18 protein-coding genes are annotated in these 23,105 nt (G+C 56.9%); 15 read left to right on the top strand and 3 right to left on the bottom strand.

Features of this window, described 5'->3' with window-relative positions; translation table 11 throughout:
• Positions 1-7: 7 nt before the first annotated feature.
• Complete coding sequence (locus tag GMET_RS19235) at positions 8-2,023, bottom strand: sodium:solute symporter family protein (RefSeq protein WP_004514042.1); 2,016 nt, start codon at positions 2,021-2,023, stop codon at positions 8-10.
• 195 nt (positions 2,024-2,218) lie between these two features.
• Here GMET_RS19235 and GMET_RS10395 point away from each other — a divergent pair, with 195 nt between their 5' ends.
• From GMET_RS10395 to GMET_RS10340, 12 genes are all read left to right on the top strand, one after another.
• A complete protein-coding gene (locus GMET_RS10395) occupies positions 2,219-4,126 on the top strand; it encodes an FUSC family protein (protein ID WP_004514043.1) in 1,908 nt (635 codons plus the stop codon).
• Positions 4,127-4,370: 244 nt separating this feature from the next.
• Positions 4,371-5,114: a 3-oxoacyl-[acyl-carrier-protein] reductase gene (fabG, locus tag GMET_RS10390; protein WP_004514044.1), complete on the top strand. Its 744-nt coding sequence runs from the start codon at positions 4,371-4,373 to the stop codon at positions 5,112-5,114.
• 34 nt (positions 5,115-5,148) lie between these two features.
• Positions 5,149-6,348: a thiolase family protein gene (locus tag GMET_RS10385; protein ID WP_004514045.1), complete on the top strand. Its 1,200-nt coding sequence runs from the start codon at positions 5,149-5,151 to the stop codon at positions 6,346-6,348.
• 65 nt (positions 6,349-6,413) lie between these two features.
• On the top strand, positions 6,414-7,250 hold the full coding sequence (locus GMET_RS10380) for a crotonase/enoyl-CoA hydratase family protein (protein ID WP_004514046.1): 837 nt from the start codon (positions 6,414-6,416) through the stop codon (positions 7,248-7,250).
• A 41-nt stretch (positions 7,251-7,291) separates the two neighbouring features.
• On the top strand, positions 7,292-8,149 hold the full coding sequence (locus GMET_RS10375) for an amidohydrolase family protein (protein WP_004514047.1): 858 nt from the start codon (positions 7,292-7,294) through the stop codon (positions 8,147-8,149).
• A gap of 175 nt (positions 8,150-8,324) precedes the next feature.
• Positions 8,325-10,127 (top strand): sigma-54-dependent Fis family transcriptional regulator, encoded by a 1,803-nt coding sequence (locus GMET_RS10370; protein WP_004514048.1) that lies wholly within the window; start codon positions 8,325-8,327, stop codon positions 10,125-10,127.
• Positions 10,128-10,775: 648 nt separating this feature from the next.
• On the top strand, positions 10,776-12,101 hold the full coding sequence (locus GMET_RS10365; RefSeq protein WP_004514049.1) for an acetyl-CoA hydrolase/transferase family protein: 1,326 nt from the start codon (positions 10,776-10,778) through the stop codon (positions 12,099-12,101).
• Positions 12,102-12,312: 211 nt separating this feature from the next.
• Positions 12,313-14,097 (top strand): DNA mismatch repair endonuclease MutL, encoded by a 1,785-nt coding sequence (gene mutL, locus GMET_RS10360; protein ID WP_011365912.1) that lies wholly within the window; start codon positions 12,313-12,315, stop codon positions 14,095-14,097.
• An 11-nt stretch (positions 14,098-14,108) separates the two neighbouring features.
• Entirely contained in the window at positions 14,109-15,038 is a 930-nt protein-coding gene (gene miaA / locus GMET_RS10355) for a tRNA (adenosine(37)-N6)-dimethylallyltransferase MiaA (protein WP_004514052.1), read from the top strand.
• 11 nt (positions 15,039-15,049) lie between these two features.
• Positions 15,050-15,274 (top strand): RNA chaperone Hfq, encoded by a 225-nt coding sequence (gene hfq, locus GMET_RS10350; RefSeq protein WP_004514053.1) that lies wholly within the window; start codon positions 15,050-15,052, stop codon positions 15,272-15,274.
• Positions 15,275-15,328: 54 nt separating this feature from the next.
• Positions 15,329-16,435 carry an AI-2E family transporter gene (locus GMET_RS10345; protein ID WP_004514054.1) on the top strand — a complete coding sequence of 369 codons (1,107 nt, stop codon included), beginning with the start codon at positions 15,329-15,331 and terminating at the stop codon, positions 16,433-16,435.
• The gene (locus GMET_RS10340; RefSeq protein ID WP_004514055.1) at positions 16,435-17,736 is read left to right on the top strand and encodes a DUF512 domain-containing protein; all 1,302 of its coding nucleotides are present in this window, start codon (positions 16,435-16,437) and stop codon (positions 17,734-17,736) included. Before GMET_RS10345 ends, GMET_RS10340 begins: the two co-directional genes overlap by 1 nt.
• A gap of 97 nt (positions 17,737-17,833) precedes the next feature.
• On the opposite strand, the gene GMET_RS10335 is transcribed toward GMET_RS10340, so the two are convergent.
• Positions 17,834-18,856: a cytochrome c3 family protein gene (locus tag GMET_RS10335; protein WP_004514056.1), complete on the bottom strand. Its 1,023-nt coding sequence runs from the start codon at positions 18,854-18,856 to the stop codon at positions 17,834-17,836.
• Between the two features lie 161 nt (positions 18,857-19,017).
• Between GMET_RS10335 and GMET_RS10330 the strand changes: the two genes are divergently transcribed.
• The 3 genes from GMET_RS10330 (at position 19,018) to GMET_RS10320 (ending at position 21,602) form a co-directional block, all read left to right on the top strand.
• Positions 19,018-19,551 (top strand): DUF4124 domain-containing protein, encoded by a 534-nt coding sequence (locus tag GMET_RS10330; RefSeq protein ID WP_004514057.1) that lies wholly within the window; start codon positions 19,018-19,020, stop codon positions 19,549-19,551.
• Positions 19,552-19,671: 120 nt separating this feature from the next.
• Positions 19,672-20,544 (top strand): ThiF family adenylyltransferase, encoded by an 873-nt coding sequence (locus tag GMET_RS10325; RefSeq protein ID WP_004514058.1) that lies wholly within the window; start codon positions 19,672-19,674, stop codon positions 20,542-20,544.
• A 2-nt stretch (positions 20,545-20,546) separates the two neighbouring features.
• A complete protein-coding gene (locus GMET_RS10320; RefSeq protein WP_004514059.1) occupies positions 20,547-21,602 on the top strand; it encodes a hypothetical protein in 1,056 nt (351 codons plus the stop codon).
• A gap of 102 nt (positions 21,603-21,704) precedes the next feature.
• On the opposite strand, the gene GMET_RS10315 is transcribed toward GMET_RS10320, so the two are convergent.
• On the bottom strand, positions 21,705-23,030 hold the full coding sequence (locus GMET_RS10315; protein WP_004514060.1) for a hypothetical protein: 1,326 nt from the start codon (positions 23,028-23,030) through the stop codon (positions 21,705-21,707).
• Positions 23,031-23,105: the final 75 nt, after the last annotated feature.

Here is a 23,105-nt window from a genome sequence, read left to right as displayed (position 1 = left end):
ATGGTCTTCAGGTCGCCACTAACCGCGCAGCCTCGTAGAGAACGCCAAGTTGTTCCCTGCTGGCGGTGCGGCTGAGGGAAACCGTACCGAAAATGTCGAAAACGTCCTCAAGTTCACTTCCCCGCGCAGCCAGATAGCTGTCCACGATGATCCCCGCCGATGCTGCCCCCACCGAACCGGCCAGAACCTTCTCGGTATACCGCTTCAGGATGGGAAGCTCGTATTCCGAGAGGCTTCCCTTTTCATCGATCTGCTTGTGTTTGAGGAATCGGGCGATGGCGGCGTGGGCCTGGTCCTGGCCGATGAACTTGGTCATCAGATCCACGAATTCCACGACGGCGAAGGACTTGCTCATCCTCTTGCGCGTGACCGACTCATCGCGCACCTCGAAAACATCCACGAATTTCACTGCCTGTTCGGTTCCGCTGTCGTCCGGGTCGCTCAGGAGGGAAAAGGCAACGAAAGCCCCCAGGTTAAAGAACAGGGTCCAGAACAGGGCGTGGGAGATCATGTCGAGACCACTCAGGCCAAACAGTTCCTGGGGGCGCAGAAATCCGAGGCCGAAGGGGCCGTTATCAAGGAGATCGTCAGGCAGCCAGCCCGAGTTGATAAAGAGGGGAATCAGCAGGGTGTAGAACCAGACGACGAATCCCAGCAGGATACCGGTCAGCGCCCCGCGACGATTGGCACGCTTCCAGAAGAGCCCCCCGATGACGGACGGCGCGAACTGGGCCACGGCGATGAACGTGACGACACCGGTGTTGATCAGTGCGTATGATTCGCTGATGAACCGGTAGTAGAGGTAGCCGAAAAAGACGATGGCAATGATCCCTGCCCGTTTGATGTTCAGGAGAACTTTCGACATGTCCGAGGCTTCCACCCTGAGCTTCAGAATGACCGGCAAGGCCAGATGGTCGAGAATCATGGTGGAGAGCACCACCGATTCGACGATGACCATGCCCGCCGAAGCGGAAAAGCCTCCTATGAAAGCCAACAGGGCCAGCCAGGGATGACCGGACTCCAAGGGGAGGTGGATAACAAAAAAGTCGGCCATGGCGGTATCCCCTCCGCTGAGGATGATGCCTCCCAGGGCTACGGGCAGCACGAACAGGGCGAGGAGAAAGGCATAGGTGGGGAGGTGCCACATGGCGTCTTTAATGTGCCCCTCGTCGGCATTCTCGATAACCATGACATGGAACATGCGGGGGAGGAACATGAACGAAATCATGATCATCAATACTCGGGATAACCATAACGAATGGGGAACATGGGGTGTCCCCAGGAGAAAGAGGTCTGTGCGGTCGGGGAATCGGGCGATAAAGCGTGAGAAGATATCACTGAAGCCGTCGAACAGGCCATAGGTGACAAACAGCCCCACGGTGACGAAGGCGACGAGCTTGACCACCGATTGCAGGGCGATGGCGGCCACCAGCCCCTCGTGGCGCTCGGAGACGTCCAGGTGCCGTGCTCCGAACAGGACGCCGAAAAGGGCGAGGAACAGGGTGACAATGAACGCGGTATCCACGAAAGGGGGGAGCGCGGGGATGAGATTGTTCAGACCGCCGGCGATGTGGGGCGGTTTTGTGAGGAGATCGAAGGTGTGGGCCACTGCTTTAAGTTGCAGGGCAATGTACGGAGGGAACGCCGCAATGACGATAATGGTGACGACCGCCCCCAGGAGCGGTGACTTTCCGTAGCGGCTGGAGATGAAATCGGCGATGCTGCGAACGTTCTGCTCCTTGCTGACCCGCACCATCTTCCGCAGCAGGAACCACCAGCAGAAGGCCATGAGGGTTATCCCCAGGCTGTCGGTGAGGAATTCGATGCCGCTGGTGGCGGCCCGTCCCACGGAACCGTAAAAGGTCCATGATGTGTAAATGACGGCCAGGGAGAGGGAATAGACGAAGGAGTTGGCAACGATGCTCCGGCCGGCCTCATGCCGTCTGTCGGCAAAATAGGCTACGGCATACAGAAGGCCAATATAAAGGAGAGATAGTGTGGAAACGATCTCAATCGGGATCATCCTCGGGATTCCCTCTCTGCCGAATCTTCTGTGGCGCTTCATCCATTCCGGGCATCCAGGCAAGCGGACCGGTATCGGTCCTTGGAAGCTGTCGGGTGTCTTTACCTAATATCACAGAATGGTGGGTTGTCATGAACCGTCCTCAAGGGATTAAAAAAGATAGCAATATAATAGAATGCATGCTAACTATATTTTATGCATAAAGACACCGTGATTGACATGCTTACCCTTACCGTACGCAGGCAACTCGCCCTCCAGCGGCCACAACTGATGCTCGCAGTCCGCGGTACCGCTGCCGCCCTCATTTCCCTTGCGGTAGCCGTGCTGTTGCGTCTGGAATCTCCCTACTGGGCGGCAATGACGGCGATCATCGTGATCCAGCCGACACGGGGGCTTTTGCTGGAAAAGAGCTATTACCGCCTCGTCGGCACGGCCATCGGGTCTGCGGCAGGGCTGCTGCTCATGCTGCACGTCACGTCGCCTCTGGTTCTCACCCTTGCGCTTTCCCTCTGGCTGGCAGGGTGTGTCGGCATCGGCAACCTGATATATGGCCTCCGCTCCTACGCCATTCTTCTGGCCGGCTGTACCTGTGCCATCATTGGCGCCCGCGCCTACCAAACCCCTCTCCATCTCCATGACCTCGCATTCGGAAGAATCGCCGGGACGATTGTTGGAATCATGGTCGCGACGACGGTCACGCTCCTTTTTACCCCACGCCAGTCGAAGGACGACTATGTGGACCGACTGCGCCGGGTTTCCGGGGAGGCCGTCGCGTGGCTGGCGCTGCTGCTGCGTCATGGGGGCGAGAGCAGCCAGGTGCGGCTGGAACAGGAAATTCTGCTGGAGATCGCGGAGATTGAAAGCCTCATCGACGTTGTTGGGGCGGGGTCGCTGCGCTTCAAGAGGAAAAAGCGCCACATTCGGAGTCTCGTTGCCTCGCTCCTTTCCCTTCTGGCCGCCGGTCGGTCGGTTGCCCTGGGAAGCGGTCAGCATGCCTCCCGTGATGATCGGCTGAGCCAACTTGTCCTGCGCCTTGAGGAGGTTGCCGGTAACCTGAAAGGACACACAACAGCCTCCTCATGCATCGACGATCTCCAGGGGGTTGCGGCTGAGACCGCAGCCAATCTTCCCCTTCTGGGGGAGACGCTGACAGACCTCGTGTCGGCCCTTCGACTCGTTCTGTCGGAGTTCGATACTGCGCCGGACACTCCTGATGAGGAAACCGCGACCCGGCTCATCCGCCATCGGGATTGGGAGGCGGGGCGGCGGGCTGCGTTGCGAGCCGCAGTCGCGATACTTGTCGTGGGGCTTATCTGGCAAGTTACCGGGTGGAAGCAGGGGGCAGTGATGCTCATGCCCGCATCCATCATGGTCAGTCTCTTTTCCACGCGGGATTTTCCTGCCGACACGCTGGTTCACGTCTTTGTCGGCGCCTCGATCGGTTCCGCGGCGGCCCTTCTCTGCCGGCTGATTCTGCTGCCGGGGGTGACCAATCCCCTCGTGGAAGGAGTCGTAATCGCTCCGCTGATCCTTCTCGGCGTCTTCGCCATGCAGTATCGACAAACGGTGGCTGCCGCCACCGACGCCACACTCATCTTCATGTTCGTCGAGCAGCCCGGCGTTCCGCTCACCAGTACGGCTTACGACCTGCTGACCGGTGCCTTTGCCACCGTGGCCGGTATCGGGATTGCCTGGGCCTCGTTTCACTACCTGATGCCGATCAATCCGGCAATGCGGATGCATTCCCTTCTGATTGCCATTGTGCGGGACCTTCATGTCATGGCAGAGAGTGAATCCTCCGGCATGGCAGAGCGATTGCTGGCGCGCCTTCAGCACCGTGTCATCCGCCTGGTAGCCATGGCAAAGAGCTTCGACGCCGACCACCTTGTGGTGGTGGAGGGGGGATTGGCGGCACTGGTCATCGGCAGGTGCATCCAGCGCCGGAAGGAATTGGAAAAGAATGGCCTCCTTTCTGCCGAGGCCCACAGGGCCTATCAGGAGACCGTGGCCCAAATGGCTTCTCTGTTGCAGCGACCGGAAGGGAGCCTCCCGGTGCTGGAGAGCGCGGCTGCCAGACTCTGTGCGGCACTTGCCCCTCACTAGTGCACCTCAACCACCATAGCAGTAATATCAACACGCTATTCCCCGTGCAGCAGTGTCTCCTGGAGACAAACGCGCCTGCTTTGAATAATTGATAGTCCCCAAGAAAAGATCAGTAAATTTTTGTTGACAGAAAATAGGTATTGCAGTACTTATTTACCATAATGCTTAAAATTTGAACGCCCGGCCCGGAAGCAGGATGCCGAATAACAACACCAACCCAGTAGAGTAAAAAAGGAGGAACACAATGGATCTCAAAGGAAAAAATGCAATTGTTACCGGGGCTAGTCTTGGTATCGGCAGCGCCATAGCGCTGGACCTGGCGAAAAGTGGTGCCAACGTCGCCATCAACTATCGCAAGCATAGCGAAGAGGCCAACGCCATCTGTGCCGAGATCCAGAAAATGGGACAAAAAGCCATTGCGGTTCAGGCCGACGTGGCCAGCTTCAAGGATGCCCAGGCGATGGTGGATAAGGTGGCGGCCGAATTCGGCAGCGTCGACATCCTGGTGAACAACGCCGGCGTCAACCGCGACGCCGTCATCTGGAAGATGACCGAGGAGCAGTGGGATGAGTGCCTCGCCATCAACCTAAAGGGGTACTTCAACTACTGCCGCGCCGTGGCACCGCTTATGAAAGAGCAGGGGAGCGGCAAGATCGTCAACGTCACCTCCATCAACGGCATGCGCGGCAAATTCGGCCAGACGAACTACTCCGCCGCCAAGGCCGGCATTATTGGCCTGACCAAGGCCCTTGCCCGCGAACTGGCCAAGTCCAACGTCAACTGCAACGCCATCGCCCCGGGCCTCATCGAGACCGAAATGATGGCAGCCCTGCCGGAAGACGTGAAGCAGAAATCACTGGCCGACATCGTCCTTGGCCGCATGGGCAAGCCGGAAGAAGTCGCCTGGCTGGTCACCTTCCTCTGCTCCGAGAAGTCCCGCCACATCACCGGCGAATGCATCAAGGTTGATGGCGGTCAGTACATCTAATTAACTCTTAATTCGCAAAGCGATGGAGGTTCCAATGCGTGAAGCAGTAATTGTCGATGCTGTCCGTACTCCGGTGGGAAAATTCAACGGCGCCCTGAAAAACGTCCGCTCTGACGACCTGGCCGCCCACTGTATTTCCGAACTGGTGAAGCGTAACAATCTTGATCCGAACCTGGTCGAAGATGTGGTGCTCGGTTGCACCAACCAGGCGGGCGAGGACAACCGGAACGTCGGCCGGATGGCGGCGCTTCTGGCCGGTCTGCCGTATTCGGTCGCGGGGCAGACCATCAACCGTCTCTGTGCCTCGGGCCTGAATGCCATCAACAGCGCAGCCCATGCGATTAAACTCGGCGAAGGTGATGTCTTTATCGCTGGCGGTACCGAATCCATGACCCGTGCCCCCTTTGTCATGGCCAAGTCCGAATCCCCTTTCTCGCGCGATATCAGGGTGTTTGACAGCGTCATCGGCTGGCGGTTCACCAACCCGAAGATGACTGAACCATATGCCAAGGAAGGAATGGGCGAAACCGCCGAGAACGTGGCGGTGCGGTATGGCCTCACCCGCCAGGAGCAGGACGAGTTTGCCCTGGAGACCCAACGCAAATGGGCTGCCGCCGATGCGGCCGGCAAGTTCAATGACGAGATCGTTCCCGTCGTTATCCCCCAGAAGAAGGGGGATCCGATCATCGTCTCCAGGGATGAATTCCCTCGCGGCAACGATGTCACCATGGAGCAGCTTGCCAAGCTGCCGGCTGCCTTCAGAAAGGAGGGCACCGTCACCGCCGGCAACTCCAGCGGCATCAACGACGGCGCCGCAGCGCTCCTCCTCATGGAGGCAGAAACCGCCAAGAAGCTCGGCTACAAGCCGCTTGCCAGGGTCGTCGCCAGTGCGGTTGCCGGTTGCGATCCCTCGTACATGGGGCTCGGCCCCATCCCGGCGATCCAGAAGGTGCTGCAACGGTCCGGCCTGAAAATCGAAGATATTGACCTCTTCGAGCTGAACGAGGCCTTTGCCGCCCAGTCCATCCCCTGCATCCGCGAACTGGGGATCGATCCGGCCAAGGTGAACGTCAACGGCGGCTCCATCGCCATCGGCCACCCCCTCGGCTCCACCGGCGCCCGGATCACCGCCACGCTGGTCCATGAGATGAAGCGCCGTGGCTCCCGCTACGGTCTCGTGTCCCTCTGTATCGGTGTCGGACAGGGAATTGCGACGATCTTCGAACGCGTGTAAGTGAACAATGGGAGGTGGCATGGAGATCATGTCACCTCTTTTTTTATGGGAGTTTGATATCCAGCATGAACGGTGAAGCATTAACTATTGCGGCTGTGCCGCTGTTGCAGGATTCATCCCTGGAGCTGCACGGGGGGGTAGCAGTCCTGACCTTCCAGCGGGACGATGTGCGCAACGCCCTGACCGGGACAGCCCTTGTCGATGATCTCGTGCGGACGGTGCAGTGGGCCAACACCTCGACGGAAGTTTCGGTGCTGGTCATCACGGGCGCAGGGGCAGCATTTTCTTCCGGCGGCAATGTCAAGGAGATGCAGGAAAAGAGCGGCATCTTTGCCGGCGGTCCCATTGATGTCCAGAACCAGTACCGGCGCGGCATTCAGCAGGTGCCGCTGGCCCTCCACAAGGCAGAGATCCCGGTCATTGCCGCCGTCAATGGGCCGGCCATGGGGGCCGGTCTCGACCTGGCCTGCATGTGCGATATCCGCATCGCCTCGGACAAGGCTTTGATTGGTGGAACCTTCATCAATCTCGGCATCATCCCGGGGGATGGGGGGGCCTGGTTCCTTCCCCGACTTGTAGGGTACCAGCGGGCCGCGGAGATGTTGTTCACCGGAAGGATCATGAAGGCTGCGGAGGCGCTGCAACTGGGCCTGTTCCTGGAGGTCGTGGAACCGGAGGAGTTGCTCCCGCGGGCACGGGAGCTGGCCGGTCAGATTGCCGCCAAACCTCCCCAGGCATTGCGGCTGATGAAACGTCTGCTGAAACTGGCCCAACGCAACGACCTGCCGGATTTCCTCGATGCGACCGCCTGTTTCCAGGCCATGGCCCACCATTCAGACGATCATCTGGAGGCGGTCACGGCCTTTCTGGAAAAACGGGCGCCCCGCTACAGCGGACGGTAGTGGCCGCCAGTGTTGAATATTCAGCGGCCGGGAGCGCGATTATGACCTCTGAGATTATCGATGTTCACATGCATTGTTTTGTGGGCCGCCAGCAGGAGACGGCTCTTGCCCGCGATATCGCCCTGCTGCGCCGTGAAGGGCTCAGGCGGATGGTCGTTGCTGGTCTGGTGAATACCCACCCGGATCCTGAAACCACCTGGAACCTAATTCCCGATTACGTCGAAAATCATGGGGATCCCCATTTCAACGAAGCGGATGATTTGCTGGCGCTCGCGGAATCCGTGGATCACGCCCTATTGCCCTTCGTCGATACGCGCTACCTGCGGGGCGACGTGGCGACAGCCCTTGACGGGTATATGGGGCAGGGGTTCAAGGGGGTCAAGGGGATCTATCTACCAGATAACGAGAACGACCTTGGTGTCGGCAACGTGCCGGATACCCTCGGCATCAGTCTCGAACAGTACCGCCGCAGGGAATGGGACCTGTTTGCCTACGCCGAGAACCATGATCTTCCTCTGCTCTACCACATGGACGCCCGCCGATACGGCGACGTGATGAAAGACCTTCTGGACGATTTTCCGCGGGTACGGGTCAATTTCCCCCACCTGGGGATCGGCCGCAAGGCGTTCAGTGCGTTTCTCGACCGCTACCCCAACATCTTTACCGACATTGCCGGCCTTCTGCCGTACATGCGGAGTAATCCCGCCAGTTACCGCGACTTCATCATGCACTATCCCGACCGGATCTGCTTCGGAACCGATACCTTTCTCTATCAGGCCGGCTCTGCCCTTGACTACATCAGCATGGTCAGGGAGCTGAGATTGCCTGAAGAAATCGAAGCGCAGGTGTTCAACGGTAACCCCACCAGGTTTCTGGGGTGTGTCTTGTATGGTGCATAGCCTTGGTATGCATTTATATAAAATAATGTTTTATCAATTGACAGAAGTCTAACCTCTTGTATAAACTCAATTAAAATGTATGAAGCTAAGACCGGGTGACCACTGGCGTGACGAATTGTTAGTGGTTTTTAAACATGCATTTTTGTAGTGAGGATACGTAGAGAGAGAAGGCTTTATGAAATGTGCCGATGATAATGCAATGGTCGGGTTGAATGAGAACCCGTCAGCAGAGCCGAGCAGTGCGGGAATTCTCTGCATAGACACTGATTTCGCGATTGTTTCTCTTGACGAGACCACTGGAAAACTGCTGGGGGAGACTCCGGAAGCCCTGCTGGGGAAGAGAATCGACGCTGTGGTCGATCTGGCGAATCTCGGCAACCTCATGCGAAGTGGCAACAGTTTTAGCAGCCAGGTCATAAAGTCGAAGACCGGCTCCATAGTCTGCGACTACGTACCGATCATTGACAACGACCGGATCGTGGGAGGCACGCTTTCGCTCATCAGGATGCTCCCCGACGGCTTTCCCGACTCCTCTGACGAGTTGGGAGAAATTCTTCGCTCCGCCAATTCCTTCCTTAATTTTGACCATGACGGCATCATCGTTGTCGACCGCAAAGGGATCGTGGTCCTGGTTAACCAGTCCTTCGCCAGGCTATTCGAGACAACACCCCAGGCCATGATCGGTAAGCACATCCGCCAGGCCTACACCACTACTTCCCAGCCTTCACGCATGCCGACGGTTATGGAAACCGGCAAGCCCGAGATCGGCGTTGCCCATTACCTGAACGGCAAACAGGTCTACGCCAGCATCTTTCCCCTTATCAAGGATGGGAGGATCATCGGCTGCGTGGGGAAGATCCTCTTCAGCGACATACGGGAGATCACTCTCATCGCCAACCGGCTCCAGGCCGCGGAACCGCGGAAACAGCACCGACACAGTGCGGGTTGCGAAATCCACTTCAAGTACGACATCAACAGTATCGTCGGCCAGAGCAAAAAGATTGTGGAGCTGAAGGAAACCCTGCTGCGGGTCGCCCTCAAGATGTCCAACATTCTCCTGCGCGGGGAGAGCGGCACCGGCAAGGAGCTGTTCGCCCATGCCATTCACTCCGCCAGCAACCGGCGGTATGCGCCATTCGTCAGCATGAACTGCGCGGCCATTCCCGAGCATCTTCTGGAGTCGGAGCTCTTCGGTTATGTGGAGGGGGCTTTTACCGGCGCCAAGAAGGGGGGGCAGCTTGGAAGGTTCGAGCAGGCCCATACCGGCACCATCTTTCTGGACGAGATCGGTGACATGCCGCTCTACATGCAGGCCAAGATGCTGCGGCTGTTGCAGGAAAGGGAACTGACGCCGCTGGGGAGCACCATCCCTCGGAGCGTTGATGTCCGGGTGGTGGCGGCGACCAACAGCAATCTGGAGCAGCAGGTCAAGGAAGGAAAGTTCCGGGAAGATCTCTACTACCGGCTCAATGTGGTGACCTTCGCCATCCCTCCGCTTCGGGAGCGGATGGAGGATATTCCGCTGCTCATCAGCAGCTTCGTCAGCAAGTTCAACTCCGAATTCGGACTTGACGTGCAGGGGCTCGATGAAGAGGTATTGAATATCATTAACCGCTACGATTGGCCCGGGAATATCCGCGAGCTCCGCAATGTGATCGAAAGCGCCTTCAACGTGGTTGTCGGGCCGCTGATCAAGAGAGAGCATTTACCCGATCAGCTTTGTCTCCTGTTCCCCAGTGAAGGAGAGGGGGGGGGGCAAGCTACTGAACCGGGAGCAGAGGAATTTATTCGTGCCAGCCTCGGTAAAAAGGATATCGGCCGGATTATGGATGATTTCGAAAAGCTGCTCATCCATGAGGCAATCGAGGTTAGCCACGGCAATAAGGTCCATGCTGCCCACCTGTTGGGGATCTCCCGGCAGGGACTCTATAAAAAACTACATAAGCATGCCGATGAGGATGACCCCATCCAGTGCTGAATGCCTCCGCTTACGAATCACAATCATGCGGCCAATCGCCGGCTCGCCTGATCTCCCGCCTGTTTTATTTATTCACCTCTTCCCCCGTACTGCACATTTTAAATACCAAGAACAATGTTTTACAACAAAGAGTTTTTTCCGCTCAGTGTTGAACGCGAAAATAATCAGGATTTCGCATCTTCACGATGAGCTTCTCTATGAATCCATTGATGACAACGGTTGTTTACAGTTGGGTTCTGCTCTGTAAACAAAATGAGTTAACTGGTTTTACTGGGTTGTAGCTGATATTTGAAATAAATTACCATTTATGTGGTGACAACGTTGGTTTACTTTGGCTGTATTAATATTATTTTAGTAATTGTGCAGGGTTCGTAAATCTTGTGGATTTACGGGGTATTGGCAAAAAGATGTTGTTGTAAAAAAATAACAACGTTTTGGCGTAGTGGTTGCAACATAGTGTGTAACGGTGTTTGATGTCACATTGACTTCACCCGCGAAAGGAGAATGTATATACGATTAATGCATTGACCGGGTGAAGAGAAGCGAACGCTGAAATCGGTGCTGAAATGAAATCTCCCGTAAATCATGGGCAGGTTGCCGGAATAGCTCTTCAAACCACAGACTAAATTCACTATGGAGGTATCGGCCATGAACGTCGTCACACTGAGCAAAAAGAATTTCCAGCAGGAATACCAGCAGAAACTCTGCACAGCGGCAGAAGCGGCATCAATCGTGAGGTCCGGCGATCACCTCTGTTTCCCCCTCGGCGTGGGTGAGCCGACCCTCTTCGTCAGGGCACTGGCGGCGCGCAAGCGCGAACTGGAAGGTGTGGTTGTCAACCAGCAGCATCACCTCTGTCCCGACTATTTCACCGAGGATTCGGCCCCGCACATCAAGGTGAACGCATGGTTCACCAGCCACGTCTCCCGCGAGGCGGTCCAGAAAGGGTGGGCCGACTTCGTTCCCAATCACTTCAGCGAGGTCCCCAAGCTTCTGAGCATGTATTGGCCCGTCGAAGTGGCCGGAACCGTGGTTTCCCCCATGGATGAGTATGGCTACTTCACCTGTAGCCTCTCCGTGGGCTACACCATGGAAGCGGTGAGGAAAGCGATTCAGACCGGCGGCAAGGTGGTGGTGCAGGTGAATCCCCAGTGCCCCCGCACCCACGGCAACTGTCATATCCACATCTCCGAAGTTACCCATATCATCGAGTGCGACGAGCCCCTCAAGGAACTGGATATTCCCCCCATATCCCCGATAGAAGAGGCCATCGGCGGCTATATTGCGGAAATGATCGATGACGGATCAACCGTCCAGATGGGGTGGGGCGGCATTCCCAACGCGGTCTGCCAGGCATTGCTCAAGAAGAAGGACCTGGGAATACACACCGAACTGATTTCCAACGGCATCGTTGACCTGATGCTTGCCGGAGCGGTAAACAACTCCCGCAAAAGCATCCACCGCGGCAAGACCGTGGGCACCTTTGCTCTGGGGACACGGAAAGTTTTCGATTTTATGAATGAAAACCCGACGATCGAGATGCATCCGGTGGACTACGTTAACGATCCGTACGTCATCGGCCAGATGGACAACATGATCGCCATCAACGCCACCATCCAGGTGGATCTGTTGGGGCAGTGCTGCTCCGAATCCTTCGGCCACCTGCAGTGGAGCGGCACCGGCGGACAGGCCGACTTTGCCCGCGGCGCCAACCGGTCCCGTGGGGGCAAGGCCTTCATCTGTACGGCGTCCACCGCCAAGAACGGAACGGTTTCGTGCATCGTGCCGAGCCTGATGGCCGGTTCTTCGGTCACCACCAGCAAGAACGACGTGGATCACGTGGTGACCGAGTTCGGAGTTGCCAAACTCCGGGGCCAGACCGCCAAGCAGCGGGCCATGAACCTGATCAATGTTGCCCATCCCGATTTCCGGGGCGAGCTCATGGAAGCAGCCAGGAGAATGAACAGAATCTGAACATAAACACGATTTGGCCTGGTACCCTCCCGGACTGGGACCGGCACCGTACGCCCGGAAGCAACTTTTCCTCGGCGTACGGTGCATTTTTTTTTCAGAAGAACAGGCACGTGTGGCTCGGAGAGAAATGCTCCGGGTTTTTCATTTTTATGGTATGCTGCGTCTCCCGCGCAGCGGAATTGAACAATCGCTCAAGGGGGAGAGGTGCACCGTGTCGACCCAGATCCGAATCCTGCCTGAAAACCTGACCAACAAGATCGCCGCCGGCGAGGTGGTGGAACGCCCTGCTTCGGTGGTTAAGGAACTGGTGGAAAATTCCCTGGACGCCGGGTGTCGCGACATCATTGTCGAGATCGAGGCAGGGGGGCGGCGCCTCATCCGGGTCACCGACGACGGGAGCGGCATGTCCCGGGAGGATGCCCTCCTTTCCCTTGAACGCCACGCCACCAGCAAGATCGCCTCCGATGACGACCTCTTCTCCCTCTGCACCCTCGGTTTCCGGGGAGAGGCGCTCCCGTCCATTGCCTCCGTCTCCCGGTTCTCCCTTGCCACCCGCCAGCGGGGAGCCATCGAGGGGACGGAAATCTATGCCGAGGGGGGACGGATCAAAGAGGTGAAGGCGTGCGGCATGGCCGAGGGGACGGTCATCACCGTGCGGAACCTCTTCTTCAATACCCCGGCACGGCTCAAGTTCATGAAGAGCGCCGAGACCGAGGCCGGCCATGTGGGGGATCTTCTCACCCGCCTCGCCATCTCCCGCCCCGAGGTGCGCTTCACCTATGTGAACGACGGCAAGACTGTCTTCCGGGCCCTGAACGGCACCATGGAGGAGCGGGTGGCGGCGCTGCTGGGGCGCACCATTGCCGGAGCCCTGTACCCCCTGGACTCCACCGTGGAAGGGGTGACGGTGCGGGGGCTCGTGGCCCGGCCCGACGTGAGCCGCTCCGCCGCAGGGCACCTCTACACCTTCATCAATGGCCGCTTCATCCGTGATCGGGTGGTGCAACACGCCGTACTCCAAGCCTACCGCAACTTCCTGGAGCGGGGGCGCTACCCTGTGGTGGTCCTCTTTATCCAGGTACCGGCAGGGGATGTGGACGTGAACGTCCATCCCACCAAGCATGAGGTCCGGTTCCGGCAACAGGGGGTCGTTCACGACGTGATCCAGGGGGTGATCGAGGAGGCGCTTCGCCCGACCCCCTGGCTGCGCAAGGAATCGCAGTCGACAGTTTCCTCACCCCCCCCTGAACGCCGCGAGCCAGCCACGAGTTCGGAACGGGTCGCCGAGGTGCGGGAGCTTCTCGTCAACTACCGTCCCTCGCCAGCCCCAAGCCGTCCCTTCTTTCAGCCTCTGCCTGCGGTTGTTCCGGCACCAGACCAGTCCGCGGAGGAACCGGACCGGCCCATGGATCGCGGCTACTTCTCACGGCTTGCGATCATCGGGCAGTTTCATGCCTCCTACATTCTCTGCCAGGACGGAAGCGACCTGGTTATCATCGACCAGCACGCGGCCCACGAACGGGTGGCCTTCGAGCGCCTCAAGGCCCAGTTCGCGGCCGGCGGGGTGGAAGGGCAGGGGCTCCTTTTCCCCGACACCCTTGAGCTCTCCCATCGTGAGGTGGCGGAACTGCGCGAACATGGCGAGGAGCTGCGCCGCATCGGGTTTGATCTGGATGAGTTCGGCGGCACCACCTGGGTGGTGAAAGGTGTGCCGCGGCTTCTGGCCGGGAAGGACTACCTCCGCATCCTGAGGGATACCCTGGAGGAGTTTCAGGCGGTCGGTGCGAACCGTTCCGTTGCCGACGCCGTAGAGGAGATCCTTACCCGCATCGCCTGCCACAGCGTGGTGCGGGGAGAACACCCCCTCACCACCGCCCAGATCGAGGCCCTGTTTGCCCAGATGGACGCCACCGACTACTCCACCAACTGCCCCCACGGCCGCCCCGTCCTGCAGCGGCTCACCCTTGCCGAGGTGGAGCGGATGTTCAAACGGTAAGGAGTCATGGCGTGAAGGAAGAAGAAAAGACCAGGCTCGTCATCGTCCAGGGACCCACGGCATCGGGAAAGTCGGCGCTGGCCCTGGAGCTTGCCGAGCGGATCGGCGGCGAGATCGTCAACGCCGATTCCATGCAGGTCTATCGGGGCATGGACATAGGCACCGCAAAGCCTTCCCAAGAGGAGCGCCGGCGGGTTCCCCACCACCTCTACGACATTGTCGATCCCAAGGTGAATTTTACCGCCGCCGACTTCCGCGAGCACGCATCCCGGGCGATTGCAGATATTGAGCGTCGGGGAAAGCGGGTCATTCTGGTAGGGGGCACCGGTCTCTACATCAGGATCCTGACCCAGGGGCTCGTGGCTTCTCCCGGCGGGGACGACAATATCCGCCGCGAACTGGAAGATCAGGCCCACGGCGAAGGCTTGGAGTCCCTGCACCGGCGCCTCGCCGCGGTCGATCCCGTTGCTGCAGCCCGGCTTCACCCCAATGACGGCGTCCGGATCGTGCGGGCACTGGAGGTCTTTCTCCTGACGGGGCGTCCCCTGTCGGCCTTTCAGGAAGCGCACCGCTTTGCCGACGAGCCCTACCGCTGCCTCAAGCTCGGCATTACCGTCGAGCGGGAGCTTCTCTACCGGCGGGTGGAGGAACGGGTGGACCGGATGATCGCCGAGGGGCTTGTTGAGGAGGTGAGGGGACTCCTGTCAGCAGGGTATCCCGCAACCCTCAAGGCCATGGGCTCCATCGGCTACCGGGAAATCTGCGCTCATCTTGCCGGTGAATTCTCCCTCGATGAGGCCATGCGGCTCATCAAACAGAACACGCGGCAGTATGCAAAACGCCAGATGACGTGGTTTCGCCGGGATTCGGAAATTATCTGGGTTGAATATCCGGGGAAGTTTGATAGTATCTTGAGTACTGTCATGGGATTTTATCATTAAAGGAGCGGCATATGGCAAAAGCACCGTTCAACATCCAGGATCAATACCTCAACCAGTCGCGGAAAGAGCGGATCAAGGTTGCTGTTCGGCTCATGTCGGGAGAAAAACTCGAAGGGTACATCAAGTCATTCGACAATTTCTCGGTTCTCATGGAGATCCAGGGCGACATGCTGATTTACAAGCACGCCATTTCGTCCATCACCTCCGTTGACGGCACCTTTAAACTTCACCAGTAACCCCCTTCCACCGGGGCGTATCCGGCCCTTTCCCCATCGCCGGGGGAGGGCCGGTTGCGTCTTGCCGGCAGTTATTTTTCCGTGACCACCTATCTCAAAGAATACTCTCCATTCATCATTGTCGGGGTGCTCGTCCTGGCAGGGCTTTTCTTTGCCTGGTCGCTCAGTTCCATCTTCCTTCCGGTGCTCCTCGCCCTGATCCTCGCCTATGTGCTCAATCCGGTCGTGTCATGGCTGGAGGGGAAGCGGGTCCCGCGGGTCGTGGTAATCCTGCTGGTCATGACCGGGATTGTTGTCGGCTTTGCGGGGGCGTTCGCCTTCTTTGCCGGTTCCATCCAGAATGAGCTGGCGGCGGTGCAGATCAACCTCCCTGATTACGCAAACCGTTTTTACGGCCTTATCCCCGAGAAGGTGAAGGTTTATCTCCAGATTGAAACCCCGGATAAGCTCTACCGGCAGGTGGACCGGATGCTGAATGAATTGCGCGGCATCTCCTTCGATATTGCCCGTGGGGCCTATGATTTCGTGAAAAAGGCCTTCTCGTCGACCCTGGGATTCATCCTGACCGTGGTCGGCTATTTCATCACGCCGGTTTACCTTTACTACTTCCTGGCCGATCTGCCTCATTTCAAGGAGGGGGCTCTGAAACTGGTGCCCGAGCGTTCCCGGGAGACGGTAACCGGTCTTGGCGACGAAATCGATGGTGTCCTTTCCGCCTTTGTGCGAGGACAGCTCTCGGTCTGCGTCATTCTGGCGGTCCTTTACAGTATCGGCCTTTCCCTGATCGGCATAGACCTGGCAATCGCCATTGGGACCCTCTCCGGCATCCTTTTCATCATCCCCTATGTGGGGACCATCTTCGGTATTGTGGTGTCCATGATCATGGCTTTTCTCAAATTCCACGACCTGCTCCATCCGCTCCTCTGTCTGGGCTGGTTTGTGATCGTGCAGGCCATCGAAGGGGCGCTCATCACCCCTGCCATCGTCGGCAACAGGGTGGGGCTGCATCCAGTGGTTGCAATCATCGCTCTTTTCATCGGTGGGCAGTGGTTCGGCATTTTTGGCATGCTCCTGGCGGTTCCCGTGGCCGCCGTTCTGAAGGTTTTTCTCCGCCACCTCACAGGCTGGTATCTCACCACTCCATTCTACCGGGGGACCTGATGGAAGGACTTCTTATCGACTATGTTCAGCCGGGGAGCATTGCTGAAGAGCTGGAAATAGAGGCGGGTGACCGTCTTGTGGCCATAAACGGCCAGGATCTCCGCGATATTATCGATTTTTCGTTCTATGCCCATGACGAGGAGCTCGCTCTGGAAATTGTGAAACCCTCCGGAGATCACTGGGAGGCGGAGATCGAGCGAGACGGCGATGAGCCTCTGGGCCTCGTCTTTGCTCCACCCGTTCCGGCCCAGTGCGGGAACAAGTGCGTCTTCTGTTTTGTCCACCAGCTTCCCAAGGGGCTTCGGCGCCCCCTATACGTGAAGGATGAGGACTACCGCCTCTCCTTCCTCTACGGCAACTACGTGACCCTGTCCAATATCAGGCGTGGCGACCTGGACCGGATCGTCGCCCAGCGCCTCTCTCCCCTCTATATTTCGGTCCACGCCACGAACCCCGCTCTGAGGGAACGGCTCCTGGGGCGCTCGGAAATCCTGCCGATCCTTGACCTTATGCGGGAACTGGCTGCTGCCCGTATTGTCATGCATAGCCAGATCGTCCTCTGTCCCGGCCTGAACGACGGCGTCGAACTTGAGAAGACGGTCCGGGATCTGGCCGGACTTCACCCTTGGGTTGAATCCCTTGCCATTGTCCCGATCGGCCTCACGAAGCACCGACGGGGGCTGCCCGCGCTGGAACCGGTCACGGCCAGCTATGCCGAGACTTTCGTTCAAAACTGGCAGCCTGCGGCGGAGCGTCTGGAGCGCGAGTTGGGAGCGCCGTTTCTCTTTATCGCCGATGAGTTCTACATCAAGGCCGGGCTCCCGTTTCCACCCCTTGAAACCTATGGCGACTTACCTCAAATCGAGAACGGTGTTGGCATGATTCCGCTCTTTCTCGACGAGTCAGAGCGTGTCCTCAAGAAGGCCCGGAAGGGGAAGCCGGTTACGGTCACCGTCGTAACCGGCGAATCCCCCTATCGCTATCTGGCAGCCTTTCTCGAAAGGCTTTCGGTCAGGACGGGGGCCACTTTCAAGCCCGTGGCGGTCCATAACCGACTCTTTGGGGAATCGGTTACGGTGACCGGCCTCGTTGCCGGCAGCGATATCGTCGAAGAGTTGTCGGGAAGGGATCTTGGTGATGCGGTCCTGGTTCCCGATGTGATGCTCAAGGAAGGGGAGGGCATTTTTCTGGATGACCTGTCGGTGGATGGCTTGGGAAAATCTCTCGGAACCAGGGTGTTGGTTGTTGAGGCAACACCTCAAGGGGTAGTGGATGCCTTGAGGCGGGTGCGGTCCATGTAGATCGTTGCCGCTTATTTGTTCAGTGGTGCCACAAACAGAAACGGCGGAGTCTTAGGGAGACTCCGCCGTTTCTGTTATGCATACATTTACCTTGGTATTACATGTTGTGACACTTGACGCAGTCGTCCTTCACCGAGAAGGCGTCCTTGCCGTTGTGGCATGTGCCGCAGGAAGCGCCCGCTTCCATCTGAGCCATGGTGGCAGAGGAAGCGCCCTTCTTGTATTTGAAGATCTTGGTGTGGCAATCGGCGCATTTGAACATCCCCAGATGGAATCCATGGTCGAAGAAGGCTTCACCGAGGCTTGTCTTCCAGGTAAGCTTGGCCGGCTTGAGGCCCGGGTGGCACTTACCGCAGTCACCAGTGGAGGCAAAGGCATCCTTGCCGTTATGGCAGGCGCCGCAGGATTTACCTTTTTCCATGTCGGCCATGGTGTTATGTTTGGCGCCGGCCCGGTATGCAAAGAGTTTCGTGTGGCAATCGGCACACTTGTACATGCCGAGATGGAAGTCGTGGCTGAAGGCGGCGTCGGCAACTCCCTTGATTTTGAACGCCACGGTTTTCGGCGGCGCCATTCCCTGGTGGCATTTGCCGCAGTTGCCGGACACCGTAAATGCCTTCTTGCTGTCATGGCAGGCGCCGCAGGATTTCCCCTTCTCCATCTGGGCCATGGTAACCTTCCGGGCACCGACAATATTCTTGTTGCTATGGCAGGTGCGGCATTTGCCGCCGAGCTTGGGGACGTGAAGCTCGTGCTTGAAGACCGCATCAGTGGCCCCCTTCATCTTGAAGACTACTGGGCGGGGCTTGCCTTTGTGGCAGCGAACGCATTCAGCGTCATCGGCAACGCTGAAGGCCTTGATGCCGGTGTGGCAGGCGCCGCATGACTTACCTTTTTCCATCTCGAGCATTGTGTAACGTTTACGATTCTTAAGATTGAAAAGGGTGTTATGACAAATACGGCAGTTATTGTTATACTTGGCAAGGTGATAGTCGTGGCTGAAAACGACAGGTTCCGCGTTCCTGAGCTTGAAGGTTATCTCTTTGGTTTCCTTGGCCGTTGCCGGCAATATACAGGCAAGGAAGAGCATACAGGCGATCGAGATTGAGCGAAGATTCATGATGTGTCCCTCATATAGTGAAGTTCGACTGATAGACTGTTTATAAACGCTGTACTATACACTTGAGGTGCATGGTCGTCAACGCAAAATACCAGTTGCCATGCGGCATTGGGACTGATTCTATAGTACGTGGAGGCATTTATGCGTAGGTGGCAAGACCGATGAAACAACTTATCTTCGCTTTGGCAGTGGTGATGGGGTTCAGTGGTGCTGCTCGGGCTGATACCTATCGATGGGTCGACGATAAGGGGGTTGTAAATTTCACCGATAACCCCGATTTGATACCATCCAAGTACCGGAAGCGTGTCCGGAAGAGTCCATCGATGACAAACCCGGCGCCCTCACCGGAGAGCGAGCCAGAGTCCCGCCCGCAACGGCAATCAAAGCCCCCTGTAAACAAATCTGATAAGAAACCCACGGACAGTCTTTCCGAGCAAGAGTGGCGTTCACGCTTTGCAACCCTTCGTGCTGAACTGAAGGCACTTCAGGACGGACTACCCAAGAAACGGGAGGCCCTCAACCAACTCCACCGCAAGCGAACCATTTATCAGCGTCCCCAGGATAGAGCGGCCTACAATGAGCAAATGGACAAGATCGAGCGGGATGAAGCACGCATCAAGGAGTTGGAAGCACAACTTTCCGCCCTTGATAACGAGGCAAGCAGGGCAGGGGTGCCGTTTGAGTGGCGGAAGTGAATGTGTCTTGATGGCATGATAACTGTGTGATATTTTTTCGATTTGATGGTTGCTGCTACAAGCAGGGCCGGCAAATGTTTTGTTGTTTTATGAATTATTTCCCACGACGGAGGTTTATAAATGGACAGTGATAGCCTCATAAGAAATGAGTTTGCGCGGAACATAGGTCTTCTTACTGTTGAGGAACAAAAACGGCTACTGGCCTCACGAGTTGCGGTGGCTGGCGCGGGTGGGGTAGGGGGTATTCATGTACTTACTCTGGCTCGGCTTGGCGTTGGCTGTTTCACTATAGCCGACCATGATTCGTTCGACGTGGTAAACATAAGCAGGCAATTTGGGGCATTCCACAGCACCCTTAACCGCAATAAGGCGCAGGTGCTGGCGGAGATGGTGAAGGATATCAACCCGAATGCCGAAGTTCGCGTCATGGAAGAGGGTGTTACGGAAGACAACATTAATGCATTCCTTGATGGCGTCGATGTCTATGTGGATAGCATAGACTTTTTTGAGATAGATATGCGTCGCCTCATCTTCAACAGTTGCCGTGCAAAAGGCATCTATGCGCTGACTGCTGCTCCCCTCGGTTTCGGCGCCACGTTGCAGGTTTTTGACCCTGAAGGGATGAGTTTCGACGACTACTTCGGCATTGATGATCAGACGCCTCCGCTGGAGAAAATTGCAGCTTTTGCCGCCGGCTTGACTCCGAATCCCTATCATCTTTCCTACATGGATGCCAGCCGGGTGAGCTTCAAGCGGCGTACCGGACCGGCGGTATCTCCAGCATGCACCCTGGCCGCTTCACTTGTGGCGACCGAAATCGTGAAGATCCTGACCGGTAAGGGAGAGCTTCGCCCCATCCCCTGTTATCTTCAATTCGACATGCTTCTTAATAAGGTGAAAATGGGGAAAATAGCATTGGGGGCGAAGAGTCCATCCCAGAAGAAAAAGCGTCGCCTCATCATGGAAAACCTGCTCATGAAGTCGGAGGATTAGTCATGAAGTATCGAGAAATACTGGAGGCCGCTGTCCGGGCACCGTCGGGTGAAAACTGCCAGCCATGGCGTTTCGTCATGGAGGGTGACGTGATACGCATATTCAATATACCCGACCAGGATACGTCACTCTTCAACCTCCATCAAAGGGCATCCTACGTGGCGCACGGCGCCCTGCTTGAGAATCTTTCCATTGCTGCACCAGCATTCGGTTATGCTCCGGACATATCCCTTTTCCCCGACAGCCATGTTCCGAACCTTGTCGCAGCAGTTCGGATGACAGAAGGGCCCTCTTTCGATGACTCCCTCTACCCGTACATCCCCAAACGCTGCACGAATCGTAAGCGTTACAATGGGGGGGCTCTCTCTGCCGCCGAAAGCCAAACTCTTCTGTCTGTTGCCGAGCGTGTACCTGGAGGTAAGGTCGCGCTAACGGGGAGCGTCCAAGACAAGGCTGAAGTTGCCGAAGTTAATGCCCTTAATGACCGTCTTGTTTTTGAAAACGAGCATCTCCACGCATTTCTTTTTGAACATGTGCGATGGAGTGACGCTGAAGCCCGTGAACGAGGTGACGGACTCGATATCAAGACCTTGGAGCTGGCGCCACCGGACTCCCTTGCTTTCCCGCTGCTAAAGAGCTGGCCGCTGGTGGACTTTCTGAAGAATTTCGGCGTGCCCCGAATAATAGCTGGATCCGCTCGAAAGCTTGCCCTTTCTGCCGCCGCAATCGGGGTTGTTTCGGTTCCGGGCAAAGGGGATAAGGATTGTATCGCTGCGGGCCGGCTCATCGAGCGAGTGTGGCTCGAAGCGACGAAGCTCGGTCTAAGCTTTCAGCTGATGACAGGGATAACGCTTCTCATGCGGCGTGTGCTCGATGGTGAGACAGAAAATATTTCTTCTCAGCACGGAGAACTAATAAAGAAAGCCTATGGCACGCTCGCGAACCGTTTCGGAGTTGAGGACGGTTCTCTGTTCATAATGTTCAGAGTTGGCAGGTGTGGACCGCCGAGTGTGTACTCGATGCGGTATCCCATAGATAAGGTTATTGATGCTCCTTGATCAGTTGCTGAAAATTTTCTTGTAACATTCCCGAAAAAGGGCCTCCGAGCGCCCGTTCACTGCGTATTCCAGTAGAGCGATTGGTGAGCAACTGACATTGTGCTAATGGCTGGATTTCGCTTCAAAGAGATGTAATTTCCCATCGTTAAGACGCATCAGAAAGTGAGGCTGATAAGGCGAAGAGAACAGAGAAGCCCCGTAGTACTCCTTCTCAACATCCAACTTGCCGAGTATCAGAGGTTCGCTCCATGCACCATCATTATAGCGGAGCATGACTTCGCCCTGCCGCTGAAGCATCTCATAGTTGCTCGTTTCGCAATCAATTCGCCGGTAGAGGACCCAGAGCCGATCAGCAACCGATAGTCCAAACTCCTGGGTCCGCTCGACAAGCCCCGGAAAATCCTGGAATGCTTTCCTACCGTCCGCTGTTATCCGCACGATACTCACTAATGAGCGCTTGGCGAAAAAGTAGGGCTCCATCCGTTGTGAAAGGCTTTGACCGCAACTGCCATTCATGAGGTTCCCGTCCCCATCGGTAGCATACAAGATTTCAGAACGCTTATTCTGATAGGCGAGAGCAATCGAATTGTTACCAGAATCAGCAACAGCGGTAAGATAGGGATATTCCCCTTCGGGTTCGTGGATTCCGTCGTTCCTTCCGATGAAATCCGTCTTGACCCAATCGAGTTTAATCCCTTTTGCTGTCTCCGTCAGATGAAGAGCACTGATCTCATGATAGCTGTCCCGCTTAAAAAACGCCCAGATGCTTCCGTCGGCCGGATGCTGCGCCATGGCCCATCGCGTCGCGACGGGTGTTCCTTCCCTGCCGGGTGCTGAGATCGGGTAGTTGGTCGTAATTCCCCCCTTTGGGTTCACGTAGGCAAACCCCATATCCAACCGGCGATCCAGATGGTACCTAAACTGGTGCCAGACTGCGATAATACCTCCGCTCGCGAGCTTCAGCAGTGCCCCTGGCCGAGTTTCTTCATCCCCTACCTTGGTAATGGAAACACGTACCGCCTTGTCCGGCAATCGACTCCTGCCGTTTGTCAACAGCCGATAATGGCGCAACGCGGCCTGCCCCAATACCCCCGACCATATCCAAAGATCGGTGGGGCTTGCCAGGAGATATTCGGTATTGGCACGGTCATTCAGATCAATACGGTCTGGGAGTGGAATGTGCGACTCATTTCCAGAGCCATCATACATATAGAGCCAGTCTCCGGAGGATTCCGTCCGATAGAGAAACGCCGATACTTCCCCGAAGGAGGCGATTCTCCCTGTACCCCACGGCAAGAGCTGCCCGTTCGTTGCAGAATTCGTAATGATACGATTCTTCACGACATAACCAGCATGGGCGTCTGGACGGAAATGCTGCATTATCAGCAGCCCGATGAAGAGTATGGCAACAGCCCTGCTGACTCTCATGAACTCCTCCCCTGAGACTCTTACCACACTGACAATCAGTTTCAAGTACTCGTGAATCGTTGGAGTAATAAAAAA

The sequence above is a fragment of the Geobacter metallireducens GS-15 genome (assembly GCF_000012925.1).
GTDB classification, from domain to species: domain Bacteria; phylum Desulfobacterota; class Desulfuromonadia; order Geobacterales; family Geobacteraceae; genus Geobacter; species Geobacter metallireducens.
The sequence above is the reverse complement of the archived record's forward strand: the minus strand, read 5'-3'. Positions and strand labels throughout refer to the sequence as shown.

Coding starts and splice junctions, on each gene's coding strand:
- GMET_RS19235 (WP_004514042.1), bottom strand. CDS start 2,023: ATGATCCCGATTGAGATCGTTTCCACACTATCTCTCCTTTATATTGGC.
- GMET_RS10395 (WP_004514043.1), top strand. CDS start 2,219: ATGCATAAAGACACCGTGATTGACATGCTTACCCTTACCGTACGCAGG.
- fabG (WP_004514044.1), top strand. CDS start 4,371: ATGGATCTCAAAGGAAAAAATGCAATTGTTACCGGGGCTAGTCTTGGT.
- GMET_RS10385 (WP_004514045.1), top strand. CDS start 5,149: ATGCGTGAAGCAGTAATTGTCGATGCTGTCCGTACTCCGGTGGGAAAA.
- GMET_RS10380 (WP_004514046.1), top strand. CDS start 6,414: ATGAACGGTGAAGCATTAACTATTGCGGCTGTGCCGCTGTTGCAGGAT.
- GMET_RS10375 (WP_004514047.1), top strand. CDS start 7,292: ATGACCTCTGAGATTATCGATGTTCACATGCATTGTTTTGTGGGCCGC.
- GMET_RS10370 (WP_004514048.1), top strand. CDS start 8,325: ATGAAATGTGCCGATGATAATGCAATGGTCGGGTTGAATGAGAACCCG.
- GMET_RS10365 (WP_004514049.1), top strand. CDS start 10,776: ATGAACGTCGTCACACTGAGCAAAAAGAATTTCCAGCAGGAATACCAG.
- hfq (WP_004514053.1), top strand. CDS start 15,050: ATGGCAAAAGCACCGTTCAACATCCAGGATCAATACCTCAACCAGTCG.
- GMET_RS10340 (WP_004514055.1), top strand. CDS start 16,435: ATGGAAGGACTTCTTATCGACTATGTTCAGCCGGGGAGCATTGCTGAA.
- GMET_RS10335 (WP_004514056.1), bottom strand. CDS start 18,856: ATGAATCTTCGCTCAATCTCGATCGCCTGTATGCTCTTCCTTGCCTGT.
- GMET_RS10330 (WP_004514057.1), top strand. CDS start 19,018: ATGAAACAACTTATCTTCGCTTTGGCAGTGGTGATGGGGTTCAGTGGT.
- GMET_RS10325 (WP_004514058.1), top strand. CDS start 19,672: ATGGACAGTGATAGCCTCATAAGAAATGAGTTTGCGCGGAACATAGGT.
- GMET_RS10320 (WP_004514059.1), top strand. CDS start 20,547: ATGAAGTATCGAGAAATACTGGAGGCCGCTGTCCGGGCACCGTCGGGT.
- GMET_RS10315 (WP_004514060.1), bottom strand. CDS start 23,030: ATGAGAGTCAGCAGGGCTGTTGCCATACTCTTCATCGGGCTGCTGATA.